Source organism: Rhodococcus sp. P1Y (genome assembly GCF_003641205.1).
Classification (GTDB): Bacteria; Actinomycetota; Actinomycetes; order Mycobacteriales; family Mycobacteriaceae; genus Rhodococcoides.
Genome location: NZ_CP032762.1, coordinates 2,393,973 through 2,415,609 on the forward strand (window position 1 = coordinate 2,393,973; position 21,637 = coordinate 2,415,609).

Here is a 21,637-nt window from a genome sequence, read left to right on the forward strand (position 1 = left end):
GTTGAGGTTCGGCAGCCGGACCATCTCAGACCTCGCGTGGCTGCAGAAGTCGAAGGAATAGTTGCAGAGTTGTTCGCACGTCGTTAACACCGTGCCCAGCTTGTAAGCGTCCGCTCGACTGTGCGTCGATCAACCCGTGCATGGTCGCGAACACGATCCCGGCGAGAATTTCGTTCGGCGCGGCAGGTAACACACCCACCGTCTGACAGGAATCGATGATCTCGGTGAACGTCCGGAACGCGTCTCCGGCGGCGTCTCGTAGTTCGCCTTCTTGGGAGGCGACTATCGGATTGCTCAACAGCAGACGATACCTACCCGGGTGCTGTTCGCTGAAAGCGATTATGTCCTCGAGTGCCGCAGTGAGCTGACCTTCTGGGGCCTGCTTTGCCCGCTGAGCGTCCCTGAAGATCCCACGGAAGGCGCGGAAGTCCTGTGCTGCGACTGCAGCGAGTAGCGCGTCGCGGCTCGCGAAGTGCTTGTACGGCGCATTGTGCGAGAGACCTGTTGCGGCCGCGACGGCTCGAAGGGTGACGGCTTGTTCCCCTCCGGCGTCTACCAACGCGGTAGCAGCTGATACCAATTTCTTGCCAGTCGTCATCGCAGCTCAGCGGGTTCCTCGTCTGGGATGAGGCCAACCAGGTCCTTTGAATCATTCCACAAGGTCACTGCGATCTGTTCGTCGTACGAGACTGTTGATGACCGTACCTTCGTCAGGGTGCCGGCGTTGGCCTGAAGGTACGAGCCAGTCGGGTATTGGTCCTCGGTCGCAATCTGCGCGAGCGAAGTTCCTGAGAACTTCGAGGTCGACGTGACGACCCCCATACGCCTACTGACCCAGCCGAAGAGCCGGGTGTTGGCTAGCCACTGCATGGCCTTCGGCATGTCCCGTAGGAAGCCGGTGCTCGGGATGGAGCCGGGATCGAACGATATGGCCGAGACGGAGCTGCCCGCACGTTCGAGACGACGTGCGAGCTCGTAAGCATACATCACATCGCACAGCTTTGACGTCGAGTAGCGCTTACCAGCGGAGAGGGGCCTCGATCCGTCCTTGCCGTCATTCGCGAGAGCGAAAGCGTCGGGCTTCATGGCGGCGCCGACCATCCTGCCGTCCATCGTGTCCGGATCGTGGGTGCCGCTGGCAGTGAAGACGACACGGCCGCGCGCGGCCAGCAGTGGCACAGTGAGCTGAACCAGAAGGAAGTGCCCTAAGCAATTCGTTGCGAATGTCAGCTCGTAACCATCTTCGCTGTATCGCACATCCCCGTCGAAGCGCCCGCCCGCGTTGCAGATGACGGCGACCAGCGAGCCTATCTCGCCGCGCTGCAGGAGCGATTGGCATTCATCGGCAGCCGTGCGAACGGACGCGAGCGACGAGGTGTCGAGCTCGACCAACAGCACGTCGACGTTGTGCGCTGATCGCAATTCCTGCGCAACAATTTGCATCCGTGCCGGGCTCCGGCCTGCGAGAACAAGGTCGAACCCTCGTGCTGCAAGATCCTTCGAGCAATCGAGCCCAATCCCGGAATGCCCTCCGGTGATGAGTACCGTCGGCATATTCTTCCTCCATGGTTGTCGGTGTCAACCGACACTACAGCTGGTTGACACTGACAACCAGCTGTAGCGTGATCGCCTTCCAATCCCGGTTCGGCAGCAACCCGATCGGCTGTCGGATGGGAGGACGAGAGATCCCCCCCAGGGGTGCTTCACTGCCGGCGCCGACGATCTCATCGATTGCATCGCACATTCGCTATCGGTGCCGTGCTCCAGTCACACTATGCATTCGGCCGCGCAGCTCGCATCGCGGCGTTTAACACGTTGAGAGTGAGTGTCACCGTCGCTCGCGCACCACGTGTGTTGTGTCGCAACGACGCTGCGAACGCCGCGTTCACGATGGCGAGCGGAACCACTCGTTCATCAAAATGCGTCGTTCGTTGTCCTTTTCACTTTCGGCTGAAGCCATCCGTATGCACATCGGACGATTTGATATCAAACGTTTGACTCGACGTCAACAGGCGTGCGACTGTCGAACCCCCAAGCTAGAAGTCCACTTGGCAGGCGCCGTCTTCCTATTTCTCTGCAGGTTGACGCCTGCAACGATATGCGACTCCAATGAACGGATTTTCATGCGACGAATCCTCGACCTGTCGATGACCCTGCAGAACGACGTTCCCTCGGACCCACCTGGATACGAGTACTCCATCGCCTACACGAGCCATCAAGATACCGTGCCGACGCTCGAGCGTCGCTACCCTGGTCTTCAAGCCTCCGATCTTCCCAACGGTGAAGCTTTCGCCTTGGAAACTGTCAATCTTTCGACCCACAACGGGACGCACGTCGACTCACCGTGGCACTATTCTTCGCTGCTCGAAGACGGGACCAAGCCCCGTGGAATAGACGAAATGCCACTGGACTGGTTCTTCCGGCCAGGTGTCAAGCTCGATTTCCGTCATCTACCCGACGGGTACGTGGTCACTGCCGAAGATATCGAACGGGAACTCGCCCGGATCGACTATTCGCTGCGACCGTTCGACATCGTGGTGGTCAACACCTCGGCTGCAGCGAAATTCGGAACAGAACATTATGCCGAAAGTGGTTGTGGCGTAGGTAGAGAAGCAACACTTTTTCTCTGCGAAAAGGGGGTGCGGGTAGTTGGAACAGATGCCTGGGGGTGGGATGCGCCATACAAGTATGTGGCAGAACGGTACGCCCGCGACGGTGACCCCTCGATTATCTGGGAAGGACACAAAGCCGGACGCACGGTCGAGTATTGCCAGATCGAGAAGCTTCGGTATCTCGAACAGCTCCCTTCGCACGGATTCCAGATAGCCGCATTTCCAGTCAAGATCTTCGCCGCTTCGGGCGGTTGGACCCGCGCTGTAGCGATTTTTGACGAGCCCTGACAAGAGCTGACGCCGCACAACACTAAGGAGCGAACCTTCATGACAGAGACCGTTGGCACACCGAGCATGAGCCACCTCGAACGAGCAGCGTCGAATTTCGACAGCTACAAAAACAAGTATCGAAGCATCTCGATGGCCCGATCCGATGATGGTGTCCTCGAAGTCACCCTCCAGACGAACGGTGGGCCATTGCAATGGAGCCTGCTCGCACACAATGAGCTCGAGGATGCCTTTCTGCAGATCGGCCGAGATCGTGACAACGAAGTCGTTATCCTCACCGGGGTAGGCGACTACTTCAGCGGGCCGGCAATCAAACCCGGAGAGCACCCCAACCGCAACACGATGACCCCAGATGCGTACGACCCCATCTACTTCGAGGGCAAGCACCTACTGCCGAACCTCCTGTCGATCGAAGCCCCCATCATTTCCGCGATCAACGGTCCTGCAGTCAGACACGCCGAAATACCACTCGTCTCGGACATCGTCCTTGCATCGGATGACACGTACTTCCAGGACACCGCGCACTTCGCCGGAGGCATGGTGCCGGGAGACGGCATGCACATAGTGATGCCCCTGCTGATGGGGATGACTCGCGGGCGCTACTTCTTGATGACCGGGCAAAAAGTGGACGCAGCCGAGGCGAAATCGATCGGGTTGGTCAACGAAGTGTTGCCGAAAGGGGAGGTCCTGGATCGCGCCCGCGCTCTCGCGCAGCAACTCATGCTCCAGCCCAGGCTGGTCCGTCGATACACCAGAACCGTGCTCACCGAGGATCTACGAGCTCGCCTACACGGACTCCTCGGATACGGACTTGCTCTCGAAGGGCTCGCGCGAATGAAGGGTTGAGCATCTCTTGTTTCCACGACGATTCGAACCGGAAGCCGTATTTCGATGGTGAAAAAGCCTCAACCGTATCCGAAGACCGACGCGTTCTCGTTCGTTAGCGGAACCTCTACCTACGTCGACGACGTGCGCCTGCCGAACATGCTATACATGGCGGTTGCTCGAAGCACAATGGCACACGCGAACTTGGTTGCTGTCGACGTCGCGGACGCGCGCCGGGTCGCCGGTGTGGTGCGAGTCTTGGAGGGGCAAGAGGCTGCCACGTACTTGGGTCCTCTGCCGTACAGCTTCGGTGAGCCCGAGTTGATCGGTGGACGACGAAGCGTCATGACTGCACTACCGACCGAGAAAGTTCGGTTCGTCGGCGAGGCGATCGCGGTGGTGGTCGGCGAGACTCGCAGCGCGGCCGCGGAGGGAGCCGCAGCAATCACCGCCGTGTACGAAGCGTTACCTGGCGTGTTCGACGCCGCAGTGTTTCAGAAGCAGCGGGGCGCCGCTGGTGGACTGACGCGGGTACTCGCGGACCGTGTCATCGCGAAGAACGTCTTCGAGTGCGGCGATACGCACGCGGCGCTCGCCGCGGCCGTTCACACCAGGAACTATCGCTTTTCGATGCAACGAAGCTCGACTGCGCCGATGGAACCCCGCGGCTACGTCGCATCCTGGTCCGAAGGCGACGGACGCTTGACGGTCCATGCCTCACACCAGCAGCCTTTCCAGTTGAGGGGCCAGTTGTCGACGGTTCTGGGTATAGACGAGAGTGCGATTCGTGTCGTTGTCCCCTCCGTGGGCGGCTCGTTCGGATTGAAGATGACAGGACCGGTCGAGGAGCCGCTCGTGTGCTTGATGAGTTTGTTGACCGGCCGTCCTGTCAAGTGGATGGAAAGCCGCGGCGAATGCTTCCTGGGCGGCGGCCGCGAGCAATTGCACGACGTCACAGTCGGTTTCGATCAATCTGGCATCGTTACCGTATTCGATGACAAGATCGTCATTCCGGTCGGTGCCGAATCGACCTCGCCCGGCTGGCGCCAGGCGTTCGTCGCAGCAGCCAGCTTCCCCACTGCGTACAGCATCGGGAACGTCGCGATCGAGTCGTTGGTGGTCGAGACGAACGAACCGCCATGGCAGTCGTTGCGTGGTTTCGGCAAAGAAGGCCCAATTCTGGTGATGGAACGCACCATGGATCTGATTGCTAGATCTCTCGATCTGGACCCGGTGGTCGTGCGGCGCCGGAATTTGTTGAGCAAGGACGCTTTTCCGCACAGGATGCCGTCCGGATACCTCATCGACAGTGGCGACTTCGCAGGCGTTCTGGACGAGGTGCTGTCGCTCGCCGATTACGACGGGCTCTGCGATGCCGTTCGCACGGACACCGACACCCGGATCCTCGAAGGCGTCGGCATCGCTTTCGAAATCACTCCGGAAGGAGGAGGGCACGCGTCGGGTCGGCTCGCGGAGAATGTGGTGCCGACCATTGCTGCAGATGAGGCCGCGACGATTTCCATGGATTCAGACGGTCACGTCCATGTGTACAGCGGTGTCACCAGCCCTGGCGGGGGAGGGGAAACCTCCCTCGCGATGCTAGCCGCCGACGTGCTCGGGCTTACCCGAGGTGACGTCACAATAGTGCAGGGCGATACGGACATCGTCCCGGCCGGGACCGGTAACGCCAGCAGCCGCGGCACAGCGGTCGGAGGTGCAGCGGTCGTGCTCGCCGCACGAGACCTGGCAACGGAATTGACCGAACATGCGTCAGCTCTCACGGGTGTTCCCGTCTCTCGAATTCGACTCGTCGACGGACACGTCGAGTTAGCGGAACACCCACCGCTGCCCTTCGCGGCCATCAGTGCACACGCACTCTCGTTGGATCCATCGGCGTTGCGGCACGAACGGACCTATCGTCCCGTCAATACGACCAGACCCGACGAGACGGCGCCCTATCGGTACAGCTATCCATACTTCTCAAGCGGCGCCTACGTCGCACACGTGGCTGTGGATACGCTGACTGGGAAGATCACGCTGCAAGGCTTGACTGCCGTACATGATTGCGGCCGCGTCATCAACGAGGCCCTGGTAGAGGGGCAGTTACAGGGCGCGATGGCTATGGGCGTCGGAATAGCGCTGTTCGAACACAGCCAATTCGACCAGGGCGATCCTCGGTCGCGGTCGTTCAAGGAGTACCTGATTCCACGGGCGAACGACCTACCACCGTTTACTGTCGGTCACTTCGAAACACTCTCTCCCAACACTCTCTTCGGCGCGAAGGGTGCGGGGGAGGCCGGAGTAGGAGGAGCACTGGCGGCAGTGGCCAATGCAGTCGATCATGCCCTTGCGCGATGGGGCGTCGAGGCGAAGACCTTCCCACTCACGCCCCCGCGGGTGTTGGACATGCTCGACTTCAATTGCGATGAACGATGACTACGCGCCGTGTCGACTTTCCTCGCAGTGCCGTAGAAGCTGCGCAGCTACTGCAACGACACCACTCGGTCGGGCATACGACGATGGTGATCGGCGGCGGGACGCTTACCATTCCCTCTCTGTCTCATGGTTATGCGACGCCTTCCAGAATCATCGACCTCGGACGGATCGACGCCCGCGAGATCAGGGCGAGCGCCAGTGAAATCCATGTCGGCGCACTGGTGGCCTACCAGCAACTGATCGTGTCGCCGACTGTCCGCCGGGAACTACGCCTCCTGCACCTGATGGCCAGCGGTATCACCGGCGGCATCCAGATCCGCAACCAAGGAACTCTCGGTGGTGCAGGGTGCGCAGCACGGCCACATTCCGATGCACCGGCGGTGTTGGTCGCGTTGGACGCGCAAATGATCGTGCAATCTGCTGCGGCGCAGCGCGTCGTCGCAGCGGCCGACTTCTTTGTCGGCGCCGAGAGCAACGACATGAGCAAGTCCGAGGTCCTGTCCGGAATCAGCTTTCCGCGGCGATTCGGCACAATGCGCGCCGCGTACTACAAGTTGAAGTTTGCCGAATCCTCGTGGCCGGTGGTCACCGCGTCGTGCCTTCTTCCTCCAGCCGATGTCGATGGCTCGGGCACCGCTGGACGGTTGGTGGTGGGCGGGTTGGCGACGGTTCCATTAGTAATTCCCATCGAAGCGAATGAAGGGACGTTCGACGAGGATACTGCGATCGCACAGGTGCGCGCCGCGATCGGATGCGTTCCTTCTGGCGATCTTTGGTCGGATCTCAGAGCCTCAGCTGACTACCGGTGCCGCGTTGCACCAGAGATTGCCCGTCGTGCTCTGCGGACGGCACTGACAACACCAGGAGGTACACGATGACCGACCAGCATGTGAACCTGATAGTCAATGGCGAGGCGCAGGCGGTCACGGTTCCCAGCGATGCCATCCTTGTAGATGTTCTGCGCGAGCACCTCGGATTGAAGGGCGTGCGCGTTGGCTGCCGCAACGGTGACTGCGGCACATGCACGGCATATGTCGACGACGACTGTGTGAAGACGTGCTTGATCTTCGTTGGACGAGCCGACGGACAATCGGTCCGAACCATCGAGAGCTTGGGCACCGTGGACGATCCCAGCCCGGTGCAGCAGGCCTTCATGGAGTGCTACTCGTTTCAGTGCGGATTCTGTCTGCCGGGCATGATCCTCTCGGCCACAACACTTTTGGATCGGCAACCGACACCGTCCGATGCCGAGATTCGAGACACTCTCAGTGGAAACCTCTGTAGATGCACCGGCTACGAGAACTTTGTCCGCGGCGTCAGGCGCGCCTCGCAGATCATGCAGCAAGGCGATTGACGTGGTCGGGTCGGAGAACAGTGCCGGAGCCGCGTGTTCTTCTCAGCCGAGGATCAGGTGGAGGCGTCCAACCACACCCAATCGCTCGCGGTATCCATAGAGTGTGCGGCCCGGGGCAGAAACTCCGGAGATGGCCTGCCGAGCAACTCGAGTCCGTCGCACCGCAAAAGTTGCAGCCATCACGTGAAACACCTACCCGAGACGGGTGGGGAACAGATGCACCTAGCAGAGTGGAGTAGTTCTATGACTATCGAGGGCTTGGAGTTCGACAACGTCGCCGTCTCCGTCACGGATCTGACGAAATCGCTTGAATGGTACCAACGCGTCTTCGGATTCGAAGTGGTTTACCGAACCTTCAGCACCGTGGTGGATGCAGAGCTCGTGATCATCGAGCGAGGCGCGGCTCGAATCGAGCTGCTCGCACAGCGAGGCGCACGCGAGCATCCCGACGCACCGATCGTTCCGGGTCCGCACCTGCAAACCAGCGGTCTCAAAGCCATCGTTTTTCGCACCGACGACCTCGAAGGCATCACTGCCTATCTGGAAACGTGCAGCGTACAGTTCGAATGGAAGATACAGACGCTGTCGGCGGATGGACTCAGATCCACCATGGTCCGCGACCCTGACGGGGTGTTGATCAATGTCCTCGACTACCCCACCACCTCGCCTGCCTTCCGCGCTGTCTCCGCGCTGCCATTCGAGCCGTGACCGTGCGCGGAGCGACCCTCTCTGGTGAGTGAAAGAATCGGAGCCGTGCCACCCAGCGAAGACGCAGACCCTCGACGACGTCCGACGCTGGCCGATGTCGCTCGACTGACGGGGGTCGATGTCAGTTTGGTCTCGCGGGTTCTCCGCGACGATCCGAAGGGGTTCGCATCACAGGACACCCGCGCCAGAATCAAGCATGCCGCGGAGACACTCGGATACCGCGCCAACGCATCGGCGCGGGGTCTGAGAAATTCCAGGACGAAGACGTTCGGCTTGCTGCTGCCAGGGTTCACCAGCCCTGTGTACGCCTCGATCGCACAGGGTGTCGAACAACAGGCGAAGAAACGTGGGTACGGACTTGTCCTCGGTACCCACGCTGCCGGGGATCCGCACGAGACCATTACGGACATGCTGATGCACGGCCGCGTGGACGCAATAATGGTTGCCTCCGGGCATATCGAAGACGGGTCGTTACGCGAACTTGTCGAAAAAGCACCGAGGTCAGTCGTTCTGGTCAATCGTCAGGTTCGAGGTGTATCGGCCAGCGTCGTCCTACGAGACAGTGATGCCGCTGCTCTGGCAGTGAACCACCTGGTCCAGCTCGGTCACCGCTCAATTTGCGGAATTTTTGGTTCGCACACACTCGACACGATGGTTCGCCGTAAAAGCGGCTTCGTAGCCTCCTGCGCAAAGCACGCAGCCATTGGGACGCCAATCGAAGTCAGGGATCGCGACTACGCCGCCGGATACGAGGGAGCCCTGCGCGCGCTGCGCCACAACTCGGCGCCGACTGCACTCGTTGCCGGCACCTTCCCTATGGGTGTCGGCGCTCTCGCGGCGGCCCGAGATGCGGGAATTTGTGTCCCCGAACATTTTTCCATTCTTGCCCTGCATACCGACAGGCTTGCTGACTTTCTGTCTCCGCGCTTGTCGACCGTCGCCCTACCGACCCGGCAACTGGGCGCCGAGGCAGTCGAACTGGCGGTGGTTCTCACCGAAGGAGGGACCCCGCCGTATCGTTGTTCCAGAGCCTCCCAAACTGCTACTGCGCGATTCGACCGCGGCGGCGCGTGTTCCTTGAGCACTATCGATCTACGACGGACGTACCGTTGATATCAAACGATTGACCGACCTTGCAGGTGTGTCTACCGTCATAGTTGACAGACCGACGGCTTCGAGTCCTTGACTGAAACCAGTAGCGCATAGGTGATTTCGCGTCGACGTCACTTTCTGGGTAGTCAAAATTTGCCTCGTTCGCACCAATGAACTATTTCGCGCGCACTGCGTATCGCGAGTGCAGCGCGAGCGTCGGCTGCAATTTACGCGGTGACGTGCCCCAGTACCCTCGCAAGGAGGCCCCAGTGCCATCGTCCAGCTTGAACTCGACCCGAGTGACCGAGATCGGTGCTCCCATAAGGCGCTTTCGCACTTTGATCGGTGCGGGTGTGGGTAACACCCTTGAATGGTACGACTGGAGTGTCTACGCAATTTTCGCGCCGTTCTTCGCAACGCAGTTCTTCGTCGGCGCCGGCCCAACCGCAGCGTTGTTGTCCACACTCGCTGTTTTCGCAGTCGGTTTCATCATGCGGCCGATCGGTGGATTCTTGTTCGGGTGGTTGGCCGATCGTCGGGGGCGCCGGTTCTCGATGACCGCGTCGATGCTTCTCATGGCGGCGGGGAGCCTCGTCATCGGTGTCGCACCGAATCACACCCAGATCGGCATATGGGCAGCAGTAATTCTCGTTGCCGCGAGGCTCTCGCAGGGGCTTGCGCACGGAGGGGAGATCGCAGCCTCCTACACGTACATTGCCGAGATCGCTCCGCCAGCACGCCGAGGGCTTTGGTCGACCAGTCTGTACGTGTCCGTCACTGCTGGCATCGTGCTCGCCACGCTGATCGGTGCAGGCATCACAAGCACCCTGGGTGACGCCGCTATCGGGGACTGGGCGTGGCGAATCCCGTTTCTCTTCGGTGGCCTGCTCGGTCTCGTCGGCTTGTACCTGCGACGAACGCTCCCGGAAACAGAAGCATTCACCGAAGAAGCCAAGCTGCCCGGCGAGGGGACAGGGCAGTCACTCCAATCGACCCGAGACCTCCTACGCGGTCTCGCGGCGAACAAAGTCAGTCTCGTACGGATCGTGGGACTCACACTCGGTGTGACCGTTGTGTACTACACCTGGGCCATCGGCATATCGGGCTTTGCCATCAGCGCCAAGGACGTACCGGCATCGGGAGCGTTGTGGGCCAGCGTGATTGCAAATATTTTCTTCATGCTGACCCTCCCGGTCTGGGGCCTACTGTCCGACCGGTTCGGGCGCAAACCGATCTTCATCACCTTCAGTATCGCGTTCATTGTGCTGCCGTATCCCCTTTTCGAATCACTCGACGACTCTCCGGTCCGGCTCGCTCTCGTCATGATGGTGGCGCTGTTCTTCCTCGGTGCCTTTGTCGGCATCATGCCTGCCTATTTTGCCGAATTATTCCCCACCGCCGTCCGCGCGTCAGGAATCGGAGTCCCCTACTCATTCATCGTTGCCATCTTCGGAGGTACAGCGCCCTACGTACTCACCTCACTCGCCGGCAAAGATCTTGAATGGATATTTGTCCTTTACACGATCGTCCTCGCCGCGATCGGCCTGATCACCACCGTCCTCACCCCTGAAACCAAAGGCCGGAAACTAGTGTGAAGCGAACCGCTGGGCGTCGCTGCCAACGAAATGGGAAGTAAAAACGTGAAAGTTCTGATCCTGGGCGCTGGGGCCGTCGGAGGATACTTCGGGGCGCGGCTTATCCAGTCTGGCCGCGACGTCACCTTTCTTGCCAGGGCGCGGCGCGCCGAACAACTCCGCTCCGTCGGTATCCGGATAGTAAAGATGGACGGCAGTATCGAGACTGTGCCGGCAAGAACAATTACAGCCGATAACATCGACAGCGCCTACGACCTCGTTATTGTGGCCGTCAAATCGTTCGCTTTACCCGCAGCTCTCGCAGACGTCGAACCAGCGGTCAGCACCGATACCGTCGTCGTTCCTCTTCTCAACGGCATCGCACACCTCGACAAGATCAGCGATGCTCTCGGAACCGGTGAAATTTACGGAGGGACGTGTCGGCTTGCAACCCAAACGAACGACCGCAACGACATCGTGCAGCTGGGAACACCGCAGTCGCTGCGATGGGGGACACTCGACGGCCGCAACGACGGCCGCCTTCCCAGCATCCGAACCGCCCTCACCGGAGCAGGCTTCGACGCAGAATGTTCAGACACGATCTACCAGGATATGTGGGAGAAGTGGATGTTTCTAGCCGCACTGGGCGCAATCTGCACCTTGATGCGAGGGTCGATCGGGGACGTCAACTCGACCTCTGGAGGAACAGACCTGGTAAAAGCAGTCATCGATGAGGTTGTCACCGTCGCTAACGCGTCGGGTAACCCTCCTCGGCCGCAATGCCTTCGCGATATGCAGGACGCGCTGACCGACCCAGATGCGTCGACCACATCCTCGCTTTATCGCGATCTGCTACAGAACCGCCGTTTGGAGGCAGACCAGATTTTGGGTGATCTCACCGCCAGGGCAAGTGGATTCGAAATCGACACGCCGCTTCTGTCGCTGGCTCAGATGAACCTGTCCGTATATGAGATCGCCGGTAATCGTCGTGAAGTCGACCGGTGAACTGTAGTTGCGGGAACGGACCATCCCGACCTTAAAAATGTTCGAAATGATGAATGCGGCGACCCTCCATTGTTTGTACCGTAACAATGCCCGAACTGCCACTGCCGGTAGCGCTGAAATCAACGAAGCACGTTTGCGGCTCAAAAAGAAAAGGATTAGTAATGACCCAATCCGGCAGGTCTACCGATAATTGTCGTGAAATTACAATCTCGGGTAAAACAGTGTCTCGTCTAGGTTTCGGCGCAATGCGTTTGACAGGTCGCGGTATTTGGGGGGCGCCCTCCGACCGGAGCGAATGCGTTGCCGTTGTGCGGCGAGCCGTCGAACTCGGTGTTCAGATCATAGACACAGCCGATTCCTATGGACCCCACGTTTCGGAAGAGATCATCAGGGAGGCTATCCACCCCTACCGGGACGACATCCTGATTGCCACCAAAGCTGGGCTCACTCGCAACGGCCCCGATGTGATAGATACACCACAAGGGCCGATGAGAGTTGGTCCTGAAGCGTGGCCCCCGGTCGGTCGTCCCGAATACCTACGTCAGCAGGCACTACTGAGTATGCGCAGGTTGGGGGTCGAGCACATCGATCTTTTTCAGTTGCATCGAGTCGATCCGCAGGTTCCTCTGGACGATCAAGTTGGAGAACTGAAGTCGCTCCAGGAAGAAGGAAAGATTCGGTCCGTTGGACTGTCCCAGGTCAACGTCGAACAAATAATTCAGGCACAAAAGATCACAAACATCGAGTCCGTTCAGAATCGTTTCAATGTAACCGATCGCTCCTCGCGAAGTGTCGTCGATTATTGCTACACGGCTGGCATCGCATTCATTCCGTGGGCTCCGATGGCAGCCGGGCAACTTTCCTCCTCGGTGAAGGTACTCGCGGAAATCGGTGCACGCCACGACGCCACTGTCGGGCAGATCGCAATCGCATGGTTGTTAGCTTTGAGACCGAATATCGTCCCCATTCCGGGAACCGCACAAAGGGCGCATCTCGAACAAAATATCGAATCTGCACGTATTGGTCTGAACGAGGAGGAGATGCGGCTGATTACCGCCATTTCCTAGAGGTGGACTCGAGACCGATTGCCTCACCACGCAGTGGCTCGGCTACCGGACGTCACCACCGAGCTATGGGACAAGCACTTCACACATCGAACCTCCACAACTGTGCGGAGACCGATGATTTTGCAAAGGTTGTCCAAAAATACTCGGTCTCGCCTTCGACTTCGCTTCTATACTTCCCGTCCAGCGTTGCTCCTCCCGTCGCCGGTCTCACCCGAGGATTGGTGTGACGTGGTCGACGATGTTGCGCAGCAAGCGTAAGTTTTCGGATACTCCGAGCAGGTTGGGGATTGTGATGAGTAGGGTGTCCGCCGCTGCAACCGCCTCATCGTCCGCTAGCTGCGCCATGACCACATCCGGCGATCCGACATAACTCTTCCCGAACCGGGACACCGCACCGCCGAGGATGCCGACGTGTTCTTCGGTGGCAGAAGTGCCGAACATGTCGCGGTCACGTACCGAGACGATAGGAAGGATGCTTCGGGTCACGGCAACGCGCGGTGCGCCCACGTGCCCTGCCTCGCTCCATGCGGAACGAAACGCGCGGATCTGTTCAGCTTGCAGTTGGGTGAACGGCGCACCGCTGTCTTCCGACAGCAGTGTACTGCTCAGGAGATTCATTCCCTGCGTTCCCGCCCAATGCGCGCTGCGACGGGTGGCAGATCCCCACCAGATCCGATCGGGCAAGGTTTTCGATCTTGGCTCAATCGGCAGCGGCACAGATCTTCTCGTCTGTTCCGGGTCGCTCACAGCCATCGGCTTACCAGAAATCGCTTGACGGAACCGAGCAGTGTGCCGCTGGGCGATGTCGCTCACTGATGTCTCCGACGACGGGTGTACTCCGAACGCCTCGTATCCACGCAATGCGGGTTCCTGCGACCCTCTGCTGAGTCCGAGTTGAAGTCGGCCCCCACTGATGAGATCAGCTGCCGCGGCGAGCTCTGCCATGATCAGAGGGTTCTCGTATCGCATGTCTATGACAGCCGTGCCGAGCTCGATTCGACTCGTTCGTGCTGCCGCCGCCGAGAGCAGCGCCCACGGTGCGGCGAATTGCCGCTGGTAGTGATGTACGCGGATCCAGGCGCCGCCCAGTCCGAGGTCTTCTGCACCCACCGCGATGTCGATGGCTTGCGTCAATGCGTCACGCGCTGTTCGAGCTTGTGATCCACGAATATCCTGATAGTGACCGAACGAGAGCAATCCGAGGTTCTTGGTCATGTCAGGACGTCGATTCGGTGACGACGGCGGGTTCTTGTCCATCGATGCTCACGGACTGCTCAGCCGGAGCTGGTTCGCGTGTGCGGCCCAAAGTGACTATGACGATTCCGATCAGCAACGTCAGGACGGAGGTCACCAGGATGACCATATGAAAGGCGCTCGCGTAGGCGTCCGCATGACCGGCGGATCCTGCAGCCACCGACGCTGCCAGTTCGCTGGTCCCGAGCTTGGTCACCAAGACGGTGCTCATAGCTGCACCGAACGCCGCGACGGCCACTGCTTCACTGCCCAGCCGGAGAAAGTTGAGCAGTCCTGCGGCCGCGGCCGCCTTATCGTGGGGGACTGATCCGAGTGCCTCACCGTCGACAAGTCCAAGAGGCAAACCCCATCCGAATCCGAGCAGCAGCATAGGAACTATAAGCAGGGCGACCGGAACGTCGGGCGAGAGCAGAAAGAAGAGCACACCACCGATTACCAGCATGATCAGAGAAGCCGTGATGACTTCGGCGGAAGTTACGCGAGGGAGTCGAGCAACGAAGAACCCTGCCACCATCGGCGCAACGAGTACCGGCAGGGTGAGCGGCAGCATGACCATTCCGGCTCCGGCGGAACCGATGTCGTGCACTGCGCTCAATGCGACGGGTAGGTAGGTGAGCACGGAGACGAACGCGATCGATCCCGCGACTGGCACGAGCACCAGTGCGACGAAGCGTGGGTACTTCAGCGGTGACAGGTCGAGGACTTTGCCTCCTTGGGCGTGGGTCGGGGGCTCGGATGCGGGCAGAGTATTGAACGCGGTGGCAACCAGAGTGAGGACGGAAAGCGCTGCCGTCACCCCGAACACCCCCGCCAGCCCAGACCGGAGATGAGGAGGCCGCTGAAGGTCGGCCCTGCTGCCAGTCCCACGCCCACAATCGTGCCGAGCAGCGTGAACATCCGAGTACGCTGTGCGCCGGAATACGATTGCGACAGTATGGTCGTACCGCCAATCGCGATGGCACCGGCTCCTATGCCGGCTACCACCCTGGCAAGATCAAGCATCCATAGATTCACGGACACAGTGCTGAGCGCCGACGCAATTGCGACGATCATCAGGCCGGCGACGAAGGATCTGCGACTACCCAATCGAGAAGCAAGTTTTCCCCACACCAGAACCGCAACAGTGAGTGCGATATTGAATCCATTCACCACTCCCTGCAGTGCAACCGCGTCGGTACCCAAATCGTCCGAGATTGCCGGTACCGCGACTGCCGCTCCGGCAATGTTGATGGGCATGAGGAACACGCCGAGTAAAACTATAGGGGCAAGCAGCCGTGATGGAACTGGTTGTCTCGCTTGTGATGCCACCGGTGTCGACACAAAACCTCCTAGGTACGAAATATTTCGTACACAGAAAACCATGAGAACGAGGTACTATGCAAGTCGTACACGAGGGAGGTGGTTCGATGACGGCCAACGAGGGTTCCGCGACTGGAGATCTCGACCTGGGTGTGGTTCTCCGCGCCCTCGCCGACGAGAATCGCCGGGCAGTGATAGCCGAGTTGGCAGCGGACAGTAATGATCCCGAACGGACGTGCAACTCGTTCGGGCTGCCTGTGAGCAAGCAGACCCAAACGCATCACTTCAGAACCCTGAGTGACGCAGGTCTGATCGACTACGTCGACTACGGAAACCGCAAGGGCATCAGCCTTCGCAGGGCAGAGATCGATCAGCGGTTCCCAGGCTTGTTGCGATTGCTGGTCGTGGAGTCAGAACCCGCAGAAGCGGCGAACGAGAGTCGCAGAACCGATGCAGAAATCTAGCTTACGTGTGTTGCAGTAGAAACGAATTGGCACAACCCGCGCTGCCACACACCACGACCTCGAAAGCAGTGGAAACCTACGGCTGCATTATGGATTCGATCCGTACGTCCAAGCGCGGGTACGTCACGCCCGTCTTCCTGAAGCGTGGCGGTATCTAATGCCCGAAACTTGCGCGCAGTACTCCAGAGCAAATCCCGCGTCGATCCGACTGACATCTCGCCTGGACAGGGGCGCCACGGCTCGAATGACTCAACGTCCGACTCCGTGCCCCTCACACCCTGAGCCGACCCGCAGCTCTCACCGTCCAGAGCAGGCGAACTCTGCGGACTGATGTCATCTACCGATGGCGGAACGCTAGACAACCCGCAATCCCGGTACTTGCAGCTGGCCGTGCCGCACGGGCCTACTGCGTTGACTCACACCGCGCTTCGACCTCGAGTCATATCGGCGAATCCCTCCCATGGGCATTTGCGGCATGCCGCGTAGTCGGCCGTAATGTGTTCTTCGTTCGAGACTATGCGTCGAACGGTCTCAGCCGAACATGAGCATCCACAGGCTGGACACAGACCACCAAAGTCTGCATCAGGAATGGGCCAATACTGGATCAACATCGTGTGCATCCTCAAAAACCCGATCCTACTAAGTCAACCTTGCATACCCAGTCTCCCGGGGCTCTCCAACTAGTAGGGCAATGTCAATCGAGCGATTTGGCAGATGCCCCCTGCTGTTCACTCTGAATGGCGTCTTTCGTCGCACCGCTCCCTACCCGACCGTCACGGCCCTGACGCCGCCTGCCGCGAAAATCATCCAGTCCGTTGCCAAAGGCGGCCTTGGTGATACCGAAGGTCACCATGGACGCAGGAGCGACTGCGTTCGAGAAGCACGTGATCTTCGTGTACCCGTCGCTCTGGCGTCGGGAACCGTCCTTGGCTGTTGCGGGTCTCACGTGATGGTCACCCCGCCATCGACAACCACGGTCTGTCCGGTGACGTAGCCTCCTGCCTCGGATGCGAGCCATACCAGTGTGCCGGCTATCTCCTCGGGGCCGCCGGTACGTCCGAGCAAGGTCCGTTCGAGGTGGCCTTCGGCAGGACAACCGCCCGCGTTGTTCGCCCCGTCGATGAACCCTTGCGCAATACTGTTGACGCGAATGCCCTTGCGAATGCCCCACTGCTGTGCGAGGTCTCGCGTGAGCCCCATTATCGCGGCCTTGCTTGCGCTGTAGGCAGCCTGAGGAATACCGGTCGTTGTAAGGCCCGATATGCTCGAGATGTTGATGATCGAGCTACCCGGGAGCATGACACGCGCACATGCTTGCGCTGCCCAGTAAGAGCCATGGAGGTTGTTGTCGATCACAGACCGGAAGTCAAGGACGGTCGTGTCGATGGCTTTCCCTGCGGCTGCTATTTCGGCATTGTTGACGAGGACATCGACTTTCCCGAACTCGCGTTCCGCTGCCTCGACCACGGTGGTGCAGTCAGCTGGATTTGTAACATCGGCTTCGACCACCATTACACGTCGGCCCATGCCAGCGAGCAGGTCTGATGTCCTCTCGACTTCGTCGGTGTGACGTGCGGGCAGAACGAGATCCGCGCCCGCTTCAGCCAGCCCTCGGGCGAGGGCACCACCGAGCACCGACGCGCCGTCTGTGACGATTGCGATTCGGCCATCGAGGCGGAATTTGTCGAGAATAGTCATTGGCTGCGCTCCGTTGGCTCAGAACCACGCAGGGTTCATGTCTAGTGTGGTCCGATCCAGACTCGCCAACAAATCAACCTGTGGTCCGACCTTGGGTAGTTCGTAGGCGAAGAAGTAGTGGGCCGCCTGGCGTTTGCCATCGTAGAAATCGCCGGTCCGGCGATCCGCGGCGATGAGTTGTTCCAGCCACATCCACGCGATGACGGTGTGGCCGACGGCTTCGAGGTATATCGACGAATTTGCCAATGCAACAGCGGCATCTCCCGACGCCCAAAGCACGGAGGTGACGTCCACGAGGCGAGCCCAAGCAGAAGTCAGATCGGCTGCGTAGCCTTCAGTATCCCCGCCGGCGGATTGTGCTCGGTCCACTGTTGCCGAGATTTTTGCGTCCAACAGCCTCAATCCGGCTCCGTCCTGCATCGTGACCTTGCGGCCGAGCAGGTCGAGGCCCTGGATGCCATGGGTGCCCTCGTGGATTGGATTCAATCGGTTGTCGCGATAGTACTGTTCCACGTCGTAGTCCCGGGTGTAGCCGTACCCGCCGTGAACCTGTATTGCGAGATTGTTGGCCTCCAAGCACCACTGAGACGGCCAACTTTTCGCGATCGGGGTCAGAACATCGAGCAGTAGCGTTGCGTTCACCGCATCCGCCTCGTTGTCGGCGCTGTCCTGCTCGTCCACCAGGAAGGAGCAGTACAGGCCCAGCGCTAGGGCGCCTTCGACGTAGGATTTCTGCGCAAGAAGCATCCGGCGTACATCGGCGTGTTCGATCAATGCGACCGGCTGAGCGGACGGATCTTTCGCGCCGACTCGCCGCCCCTGTGTTCGCGTGCGCGCGTAGTCGACGGATTTGAGGTAGCCGACGTAACCCAAAGCGGTAGCGACGAACCCGACGCCGATCCGTGCCTCGTTCATCATGTGGAACATGTAGCTCAGGCCACGATTTTCGTCACCGACGAGGAACCCGATTGCCCCGGCCGCACCATCCAGCGAATGGGTGCCATCGCCGAACGAGAGCAGAGTGTTCGCAGTTCCGCGGAAGCCCATCTTGTGATTCAGACCGGTCAACGCCACATCATTTCGTGTGCCACCGTCCGGGCCTGGCAGAAACTTCGGGACTATGAACAACGAAATCCCGTTCACACCTGGTCCACCACCCGGGACCTTGGCCAAGACGAGGTGGACGATATTCTCAGTCAGGTCATGGTCCCCGGCTGAAATCCACATCTTCGTGCCGGTGATCCGGTACCGACCGTCGTCCTGCTTCACGGCGCGAGTGGTGATGTCAGCCAGCGATGAGCCGGCCTGCGGTTCTGACAGACACATGGTCCCGAAATATCGTCCCTCGATCATCGGGCGGACATAGTCGTCGATCTGCTGTTCGGTGCCGTATGCCGCGATCAAATTGGCGTTGGCCGCGGTGAGAAACGGATACGACGCGGTCGATGCGTTGGCCGCCTGGAACCACGCCATCGCCGCGCGGGATACAGTCGTCGGCAACTGCATTCCGCCGACCCGCTCGTCGAATGGTCCCGCCAACAGGCCCGCGGCAGAGTAGATCTCAAGCGCCTGCTTGATGTCACCGATCATCTCGACCGATCCGTCCGGCCGCATCGTCGGCTCGTTCGCGTCGGACTTCTTGTTGTGCGGCGCAAAGTGTTTGTGTGCAATGTCCGCGCTGAGATCGAGCACCGCGTCGAACGTGTCTTTCGAGTGTTCGGAGAATCGCGTGCGGGACGTCAGGGACTCGACGTCGAGCCATTCGTAGAGCAGGAAGTCCATGTCGCGTCGTGACAGGACGTCGGTCATCGCGAACTCCGATCGAGTCGCGCCGTCACATCGATACCCCGCCGTCGACGGGAAGAACAACGCCGGTGATGTATCCGGCCTCTTCCGATGCGAGAAAGCATATGGCGTCGGCCATTTCGGATGGATCCGCAAGTCGGGCGATCGGCCCGGTAAGTTCGGCGAGCTTCTCGTCCGGGATCGTGGCCGTCATGCGGGTGGCCGCGTTGGGTGAGATCGCGTTCACCGTGACCCCGAACGCAGCGAGCTCTTTGGCAGAGGTCTTGGTGAACCCGATGATTCCAGCCTTGGCGGTGGCGTAGTTCGCCTGTCCGCGGTTGCCACGCAGACCGGTGTAGGAGGTGACGTTGATGACGCGACCGAACTGTTGCTGGCGGAAGTGGGGGACAGCGGCACGGGTGAATCGAAATGTGCCTCCCGCGTGCACCTTCAACACTTGATCCCAGTCGTCGTCGGTAAGCTTCCACAGAACCTTGTCCCGCAGGATTCCTGCATTGTTGACGACGATGTCCACCCGGCCGGTGTCGGCTACGACGGTCGATACGACACGCTCGACGTCATCGGTGTTGCCGACATCGGCCGGTATTCCGACTGCGCCGACGTTGGCGGCTGACTTGGTGAGTTCGTCCTGGTCGAAGTCGACCATGTACACGGTGGCGTTCGCTTGGGCGAAGTGTCGGGCAATGGCCTGGCCTATGCCGCGGGCGGCACCGGTGACGATCACGGATTTGCCGGTGAAGTCGTACGAGATGTTGCTCATTGATTTCCTTGCTTTCGGATCGCCCGTGGGGTGGTTGTCAGGACAGCCGTTCGAGGATCATGGCCATGCCTTGTCCGCCGCCGACGCACATCGTCTCGAGTCCAAATTGCTTGTCGTGGAACTGCAGTGAATTCATCAGGGTGGTAGCGATCCGGGCTCCGGTCATACCGAACGGGTGCCCCAGAGCGATAGCACCACCGTTGATGTTGAGCTTGTCTTCGTCGATGCCGAGTTCGCGTGCCGAGGGTATGACTTGAGCGGCGAAGGCTTCGTTGATTTCGACCAAATCGATATCATCGATGGTCAAACCGGCGAAACCGAGTGCCTGCCGGGTCGCTTCGACCGGGCCGAGGCCCATGATTTCCGGGGATAGTCCGGAGACACCGGTTGAGACGATGCGAGCCAGCGGTGTCAGGCCCAGCTCTTTCGCTTTGGTATCCGACATGATCACCAATGCCGCGGCGCCGTCGTTGAGCGGGCACGCGTTTGCTGCTGTCACAGTGCCGTCAGGGCGGAACACGGGCTTGAGGGTGCTGACCTTGTCGTACGTGGTTCCGGGGCGAGGGCAATCATCAGCACCGATCAAGGTTCCGTCTGGCAAGTTCACAGGGGTGATTTCACGCGCAAAGAATCCCTGTGCGATGGCAGCTTCGGCACGGTTGTGGCTGCGGACGCCGAATTCGTCCTGTTCGCGTCGTGAGATTCCGCTGTGTTCGGCGACGTTTTCCGCGGTCTGTCCCATGGAGATGTAGAGGTCGGGAAGCTCGCCCACCGTCCGCGGATCCTGCCAGCGGTCACCCTCACCTTCGGCGCGCTTCGTAGTGAGAGCCTCTGCGTCGGCGAAGACGTTGTTGTGGGTGTCGGGGTTCTCGTCTGCCATTCCCTTGCCGAATCGACTGACTGTCTCGACGCCGGCGGAGATGAAGATATCGCCCTCACCAGCCTTGATTGCGTGCAGCGCCATGCGTGTGGTCTGCAGGCTCGAAGAGCAGTACCGGTTGACCGTCACACCTGGCAGATGGTCCATGCCGGCAAGGACTGAGACCGCGCGTCCCAGGTTGTAACCGCCTTCGCCAGCTGGCTGAGCAGTACCGAGCATGAGGTCGACCACGGTGCGCGGATCGACTTCAGGGACTTTGCCCAGCGCAGCTTGAACCATCTGTGCCGCCAGATCGTCGGGACGGATCTCGCGTAGAGAACCTTTGACGGCCCGGCCGATGGGGGATCGAGCCGCGGAGACAATGACTGCTTCAGGCATGATTTTCGGATTCCATTCTAAGTTGTTCGACCATAGAGTCGGTTTTTCGATCAGAGGGTCTGCTTATCGCAGTATGACTGGGTGAGGACGGACGGTCAAGTGTCGACGAGGAGACGCCGGCGCAGGCAAGCATCGTT

19 protein-coding genes and 1 pseudogene are annotated in these 21,637 nt (G+C 60.0%); 11 read left to right on the top strand and 9 right to left on the bottom strand.

Annotated features, from left to right (window positions below):
• Positions 1-25: 25 nt before the first annotated feature.
• Both D8W71_RS11255 and D8W71_RS11260 read right to left on the bottom strand, forming a co-directional pair.
• Positions 26-598: a TetR/AcrR family transcriptional regulator gene (locus D8W71_RS11255; RefSeq protein ID WP_121113504.1), complete on the bottom strand. Its 573-nt coding sequence runs from the start codon at positions 596-598 to the stop codon at positions 26-28.
• The gene (locus D8W71_RS11260) at positions 595-1,554 is read right to left on the bottom strand and encodes an SDR family NAD(P)-dependent oxidoreductase (protein WP_121113506.1); all 960 of its coding nucleotides are present in this window, start codon (positions 1,552-1,554) and stop codon (positions 595-597) included. The genes D8W71_RS11255 and D8W71_RS11260 overlap by 4 nt, the downstream gene beginning before the upstream one ends.
• Before the next feature lie 302 nt (positions 1,555-1,856).
• Here D8W71_RS11260 and D8W71_RS11265 point away from each other — a divergent pair, with 302 nt between their 5' ends.
• From D8W71_RS11265 to D8W71_RS11310, 10 genes are all read left to right on the top strand, one after another.
• Positions 1,857-2,900: a cyclase family protein gene (locus tag D8W71_RS11265; protein ID WP_236077835.1), complete on the top strand. Its 1,044-nt coding sequence runs from the start codon at positions 1,857-1,859 to the stop codon at positions 2,898-2,900.
• Positions 2,901-2,939: 39 nt separating this feature from the next.
• Entirely contained in the window at positions 2,940-3,746 is an 807-nt protein-coding gene (locus D8W71_RS11270) for an enoyl-CoA hydratase/isomerase family protein (protein WP_236077836.1), read from the top strand.
• Positions 3,747-3,791: 45 nt separating this feature from the next.
• Entirely contained in the window at positions 3,792-6,161 is a 2,370-nt protein-coding gene (locus tag D8W71_RS11275) for a xanthine dehydrogenase family protein molybdopterin-binding subunit (protein ID WP_121113512.1), read from the top strand.
• A complete protein-coding gene (locus tag D8W71_RS11280) occupies positions 6,158-7,039 on the top strand; it encodes an FAD binding domain-containing protein (protein WP_121113514.1) in 882 nt (293 codons plus the stop codon). Before D8W71_RS11275 ends, D8W71_RS11280 begins: the two co-directional genes overlap by 4 nt.
• The gene (locus D8W71_RS11285; protein WP_121113516.1) at positions 7,036-7,515 is read left to right on the top strand and encodes a (2Fe-2S)-binding protein; all 480 of its coding nucleotides are present in this window, start codon (positions 7,036-7,038) and stop codon (positions 7,513-7,515) included. Before D8W71_RS11280 ends, D8W71_RS11285 begins: the two co-directional genes overlap by 4 nt.
• A gap of 243 nt (positions 7,516-7,758) precedes the next feature.
• Positions 7,759-8,223, top strand: a complete 465-nt coding sequence (locus D8W71_RS11290) for a VOC family protein (RefSeq protein WP_201265325.1) — start codon at positions 7,759-7,761, stop codon at positions 8,221-8,223.
• A gap of 45 nt (positions 8,224-8,268) precedes the next feature.
• Positions 8,269-9,336, top strand: coding sequence for a LacI family DNA-binding transcriptional regulator (locus tag D8W71_RS11295; RefSeq protein ID WP_236077838.1), 1,068 nt, complete (start codon positions 8,269-8,271; stop codon positions 9,334-9,336).
• 332 nt (positions 9,337-9,668) lie between these two features.
• On the top strand, positions 9,669-10,910 hold the full coding sequence (locus D8W71_RS11300; RefSeq protein ID WP_236077839.1) for an MFS transporter: 1,242 nt from the start codon (positions 9,669-9,671) through the stop codon (positions 10,908-10,910).
• A 45-nt stretch (positions 10,911-10,955) separates the two neighbouring features.
• Entirely contained in the window at positions 10,956-11,894 is a 939-nt protein-coding gene (locus D8W71_RS11305; protein WP_161965440.1) for a ketopantoate reductase family protein, read from the top strand.
• A gap of 161 nt (positions 11,895-12,055) precedes the next feature.
• Positions 12,056-12,961, top strand: coding sequence for an aldo/keto reductase (locus D8W71_RS11310; protein ID WP_121113524.1), 906 nt, complete (start codon positions 12,056-12,058; stop codon positions 12,959-12,961).
• A gap of 207 nt (positions 12,962-13,168) precedes the next feature.
• On the opposite strand, the gene D8W71_RS11315 is transcribed toward D8W71_RS11310, so the two are convergent.
• Entirely contained in the window at positions 13,169-14,176 is a 1,008-nt protein-coding gene (locus D8W71_RS11315) for an LLM class flavin-dependent oxidoreductase (protein ID WP_121113526.1), read from the bottom strand.
• Position 14,177: 1 nt separating this feature from the next.
• A pseudogene (locus tag D8W71_RS28405) lies at positions 14,178-15,577 on the bottom strand (MFS transporter).
• 44 nt (positions 15,578-15,621) lie between these two features.
• Here D8W71_RS28405 and D8W71_RS11330 point away from each other — a divergent pair.
• A complete protein-coding gene (locus D8W71_RS11330) occupies positions 15,622-15,978 on the top strand; it encodes an ArsR/SmtB family transcription factor (RefSeq protein ID WP_121119001.1) in 357 nt (118 codons plus the stop codon).
• Positions 15,979-16,672: 694 nt separating this feature from the next.
• Here D8W71_RS11330 and D8W71_RS27345 read toward each other — a convergent pair.
• Genes D8W71_RS27345 through D8W71_RS11350 form a run of 5 tightly spaced genes read right to left on the bottom strand, consistent with a single transcriptional unit; the run spans position 16,673 to position 21,500 of the window.
• Entirely contained in the window at positions 16,673-16,924 is a 252-nt protein-coding gene (locus D8W71_RS27345) for a hypothetical protein (protein WP_153275364.1), read from the bottom strand.
• On the bottom strand, positions 16,921-17,676 hold the full coding sequence (locus tag D8W71_RS11335) for an SDR family NAD(P)-dependent oxidoreductase (protein ID WP_121113532.1): 756 nt from the start codon (positions 17,674-17,676) through the stop codon (positions 16,921-16,923). The genes D8W71_RS27345 and D8W71_RS11335 overlap by 4 nt, the downstream gene beginning before the upstream one ends.
• An 18-nt stretch (positions 17,677-17,694) precedes the next feature.
• On the bottom strand, positions 17,695-19,485 hold the full coding sequence (locus D8W71_RS11340; RefSeq protein ID WP_121113534.1) for an acyl-CoA dehydrogenase: 1,791 nt from the start codon (positions 19,483-19,485) through the stop codon (positions 17,695-17,697).
• A 25-nt stretch (positions 19,486-19,510) separates the two neighbouring features.
• Positions 19,511-20,242, bottom strand: coding sequence for an SDR family NAD(P)-dependent oxidoreductase (locus tag D8W71_RS11345; protein WP_121113536.1), 732 nt, complete (start codon positions 20,240-20,242; stop codon positions 19,511-19,513).
• A gap of 37 nt (positions 20,243-20,279) precedes the next feature.
• On the bottom strand, positions 20,280-21,500 hold the full coding sequence (locus D8W71_RS11350) for an acetyl-CoA C-acetyltransferase (protein WP_121113538.1): 1,221 nt from the start codon (positions 21,498-21,500) through the stop codon (positions 20,280-20,282).
• Positions 21,501-21,637: the final 137 nt, after the last annotated feature.

Bases quoted from the DNA above. Each gene is read 5' to 3' on its own strand.
- D8W71_RS11255 (WP_121113504.1), bottom strand. From the start codon at position 598: ATGACGACTGGCAAGAAATTGGTATCAGCTGCTACCGCGTTGGTAGAC.
- D8W71_RS11260 (WP_121113506.1), bottom strand. From the start codon at position 1,554: ATGCCGACGGTACTCATCACCGGAGGGCATTCCGGGATTGGGCTCGAT.
- D8W71_RS11270 (WP_236077836.1), top strand. From the start codon at position 2,940: ATGACAGAGACCGTTGGCACACCGAGCATGAGCCACCTCGAACGAGCA.
- D8W71_RS11275 (WP_121113512.1), top strand. From the start codon at position 3,792: ATGGTGAAAAAGCCTCAACCGTATCCGAAGACCGACGCGTTCTCGTTC.
- D8W71_RS11280 (WP_121113514.1), top strand. From the start codon at position 6,158: ATGACTACGCGCCGTGTCGACTTTCCTCGCAGTGCCGTAGAAGCTGCG.
- D8W71_RS11285 (WP_121113516.1), top strand. From the start codon at position 7,036: ATGACCGACCAGCATGTGAACCTGATAGTCAATGGCGAGGCGCAGGCG.
- D8W71_RS11290 (WP_201265325.1), top strand. From the start codon at position 7,759: ATGACTATCGAGGGCTTGGAGTTCGACAACGTCGCCGTCTCCGTCACG.
- D8W71_RS11310 (WP_121113524.1), top strand. From the start codon at position 12,056: ATGACCCAATCCGGCAGGTCTACCGATAATTGTCGTGAAATTACAATC.
- D8W71_RS11315 (WP_121113526.1), bottom strand. From the start codon at position 14,176: ATGACCAAGAACCTCGGATTGCTCTCGTTCGGTCACTATCAGGATATT.
- D8W71_RS11330 (WP_121119001.1), top strand. From the start codon at position 15,622: ATGACGGCCAACGAGGGTTCCGCGACTGGAGATCTCGACCTGGGTGTG.
- D8W71_RS11335 (WP_121113532.1), bottom strand. From the start codon at position 17,676: ATGACTATTCTCGACAAATTCCGCCTCGATGGCCGAATCGCAATCGTC.
- D8W71_RS11340 (WP_121113534.1), bottom strand. From the start codon at position 19,485: ATGACCGACGTCCTGTCACGACGCGACATGGACTTCCTGCTCTACGAA.
- D8W71_RS11345 (WP_121113536.1), bottom strand. From the start codon at position 20,242: ATGAGCAACATCTCGTACGACTTCACCGGCAAATCCGTGATCGTCACC.
- D8W71_RS11350 (WP_121113538.1), bottom strand. From the start codon at position 21,500: ATGCCTGAAGCAGTCATTGTCTCCGCGGCTCGATCCCCCATCGGCCGG.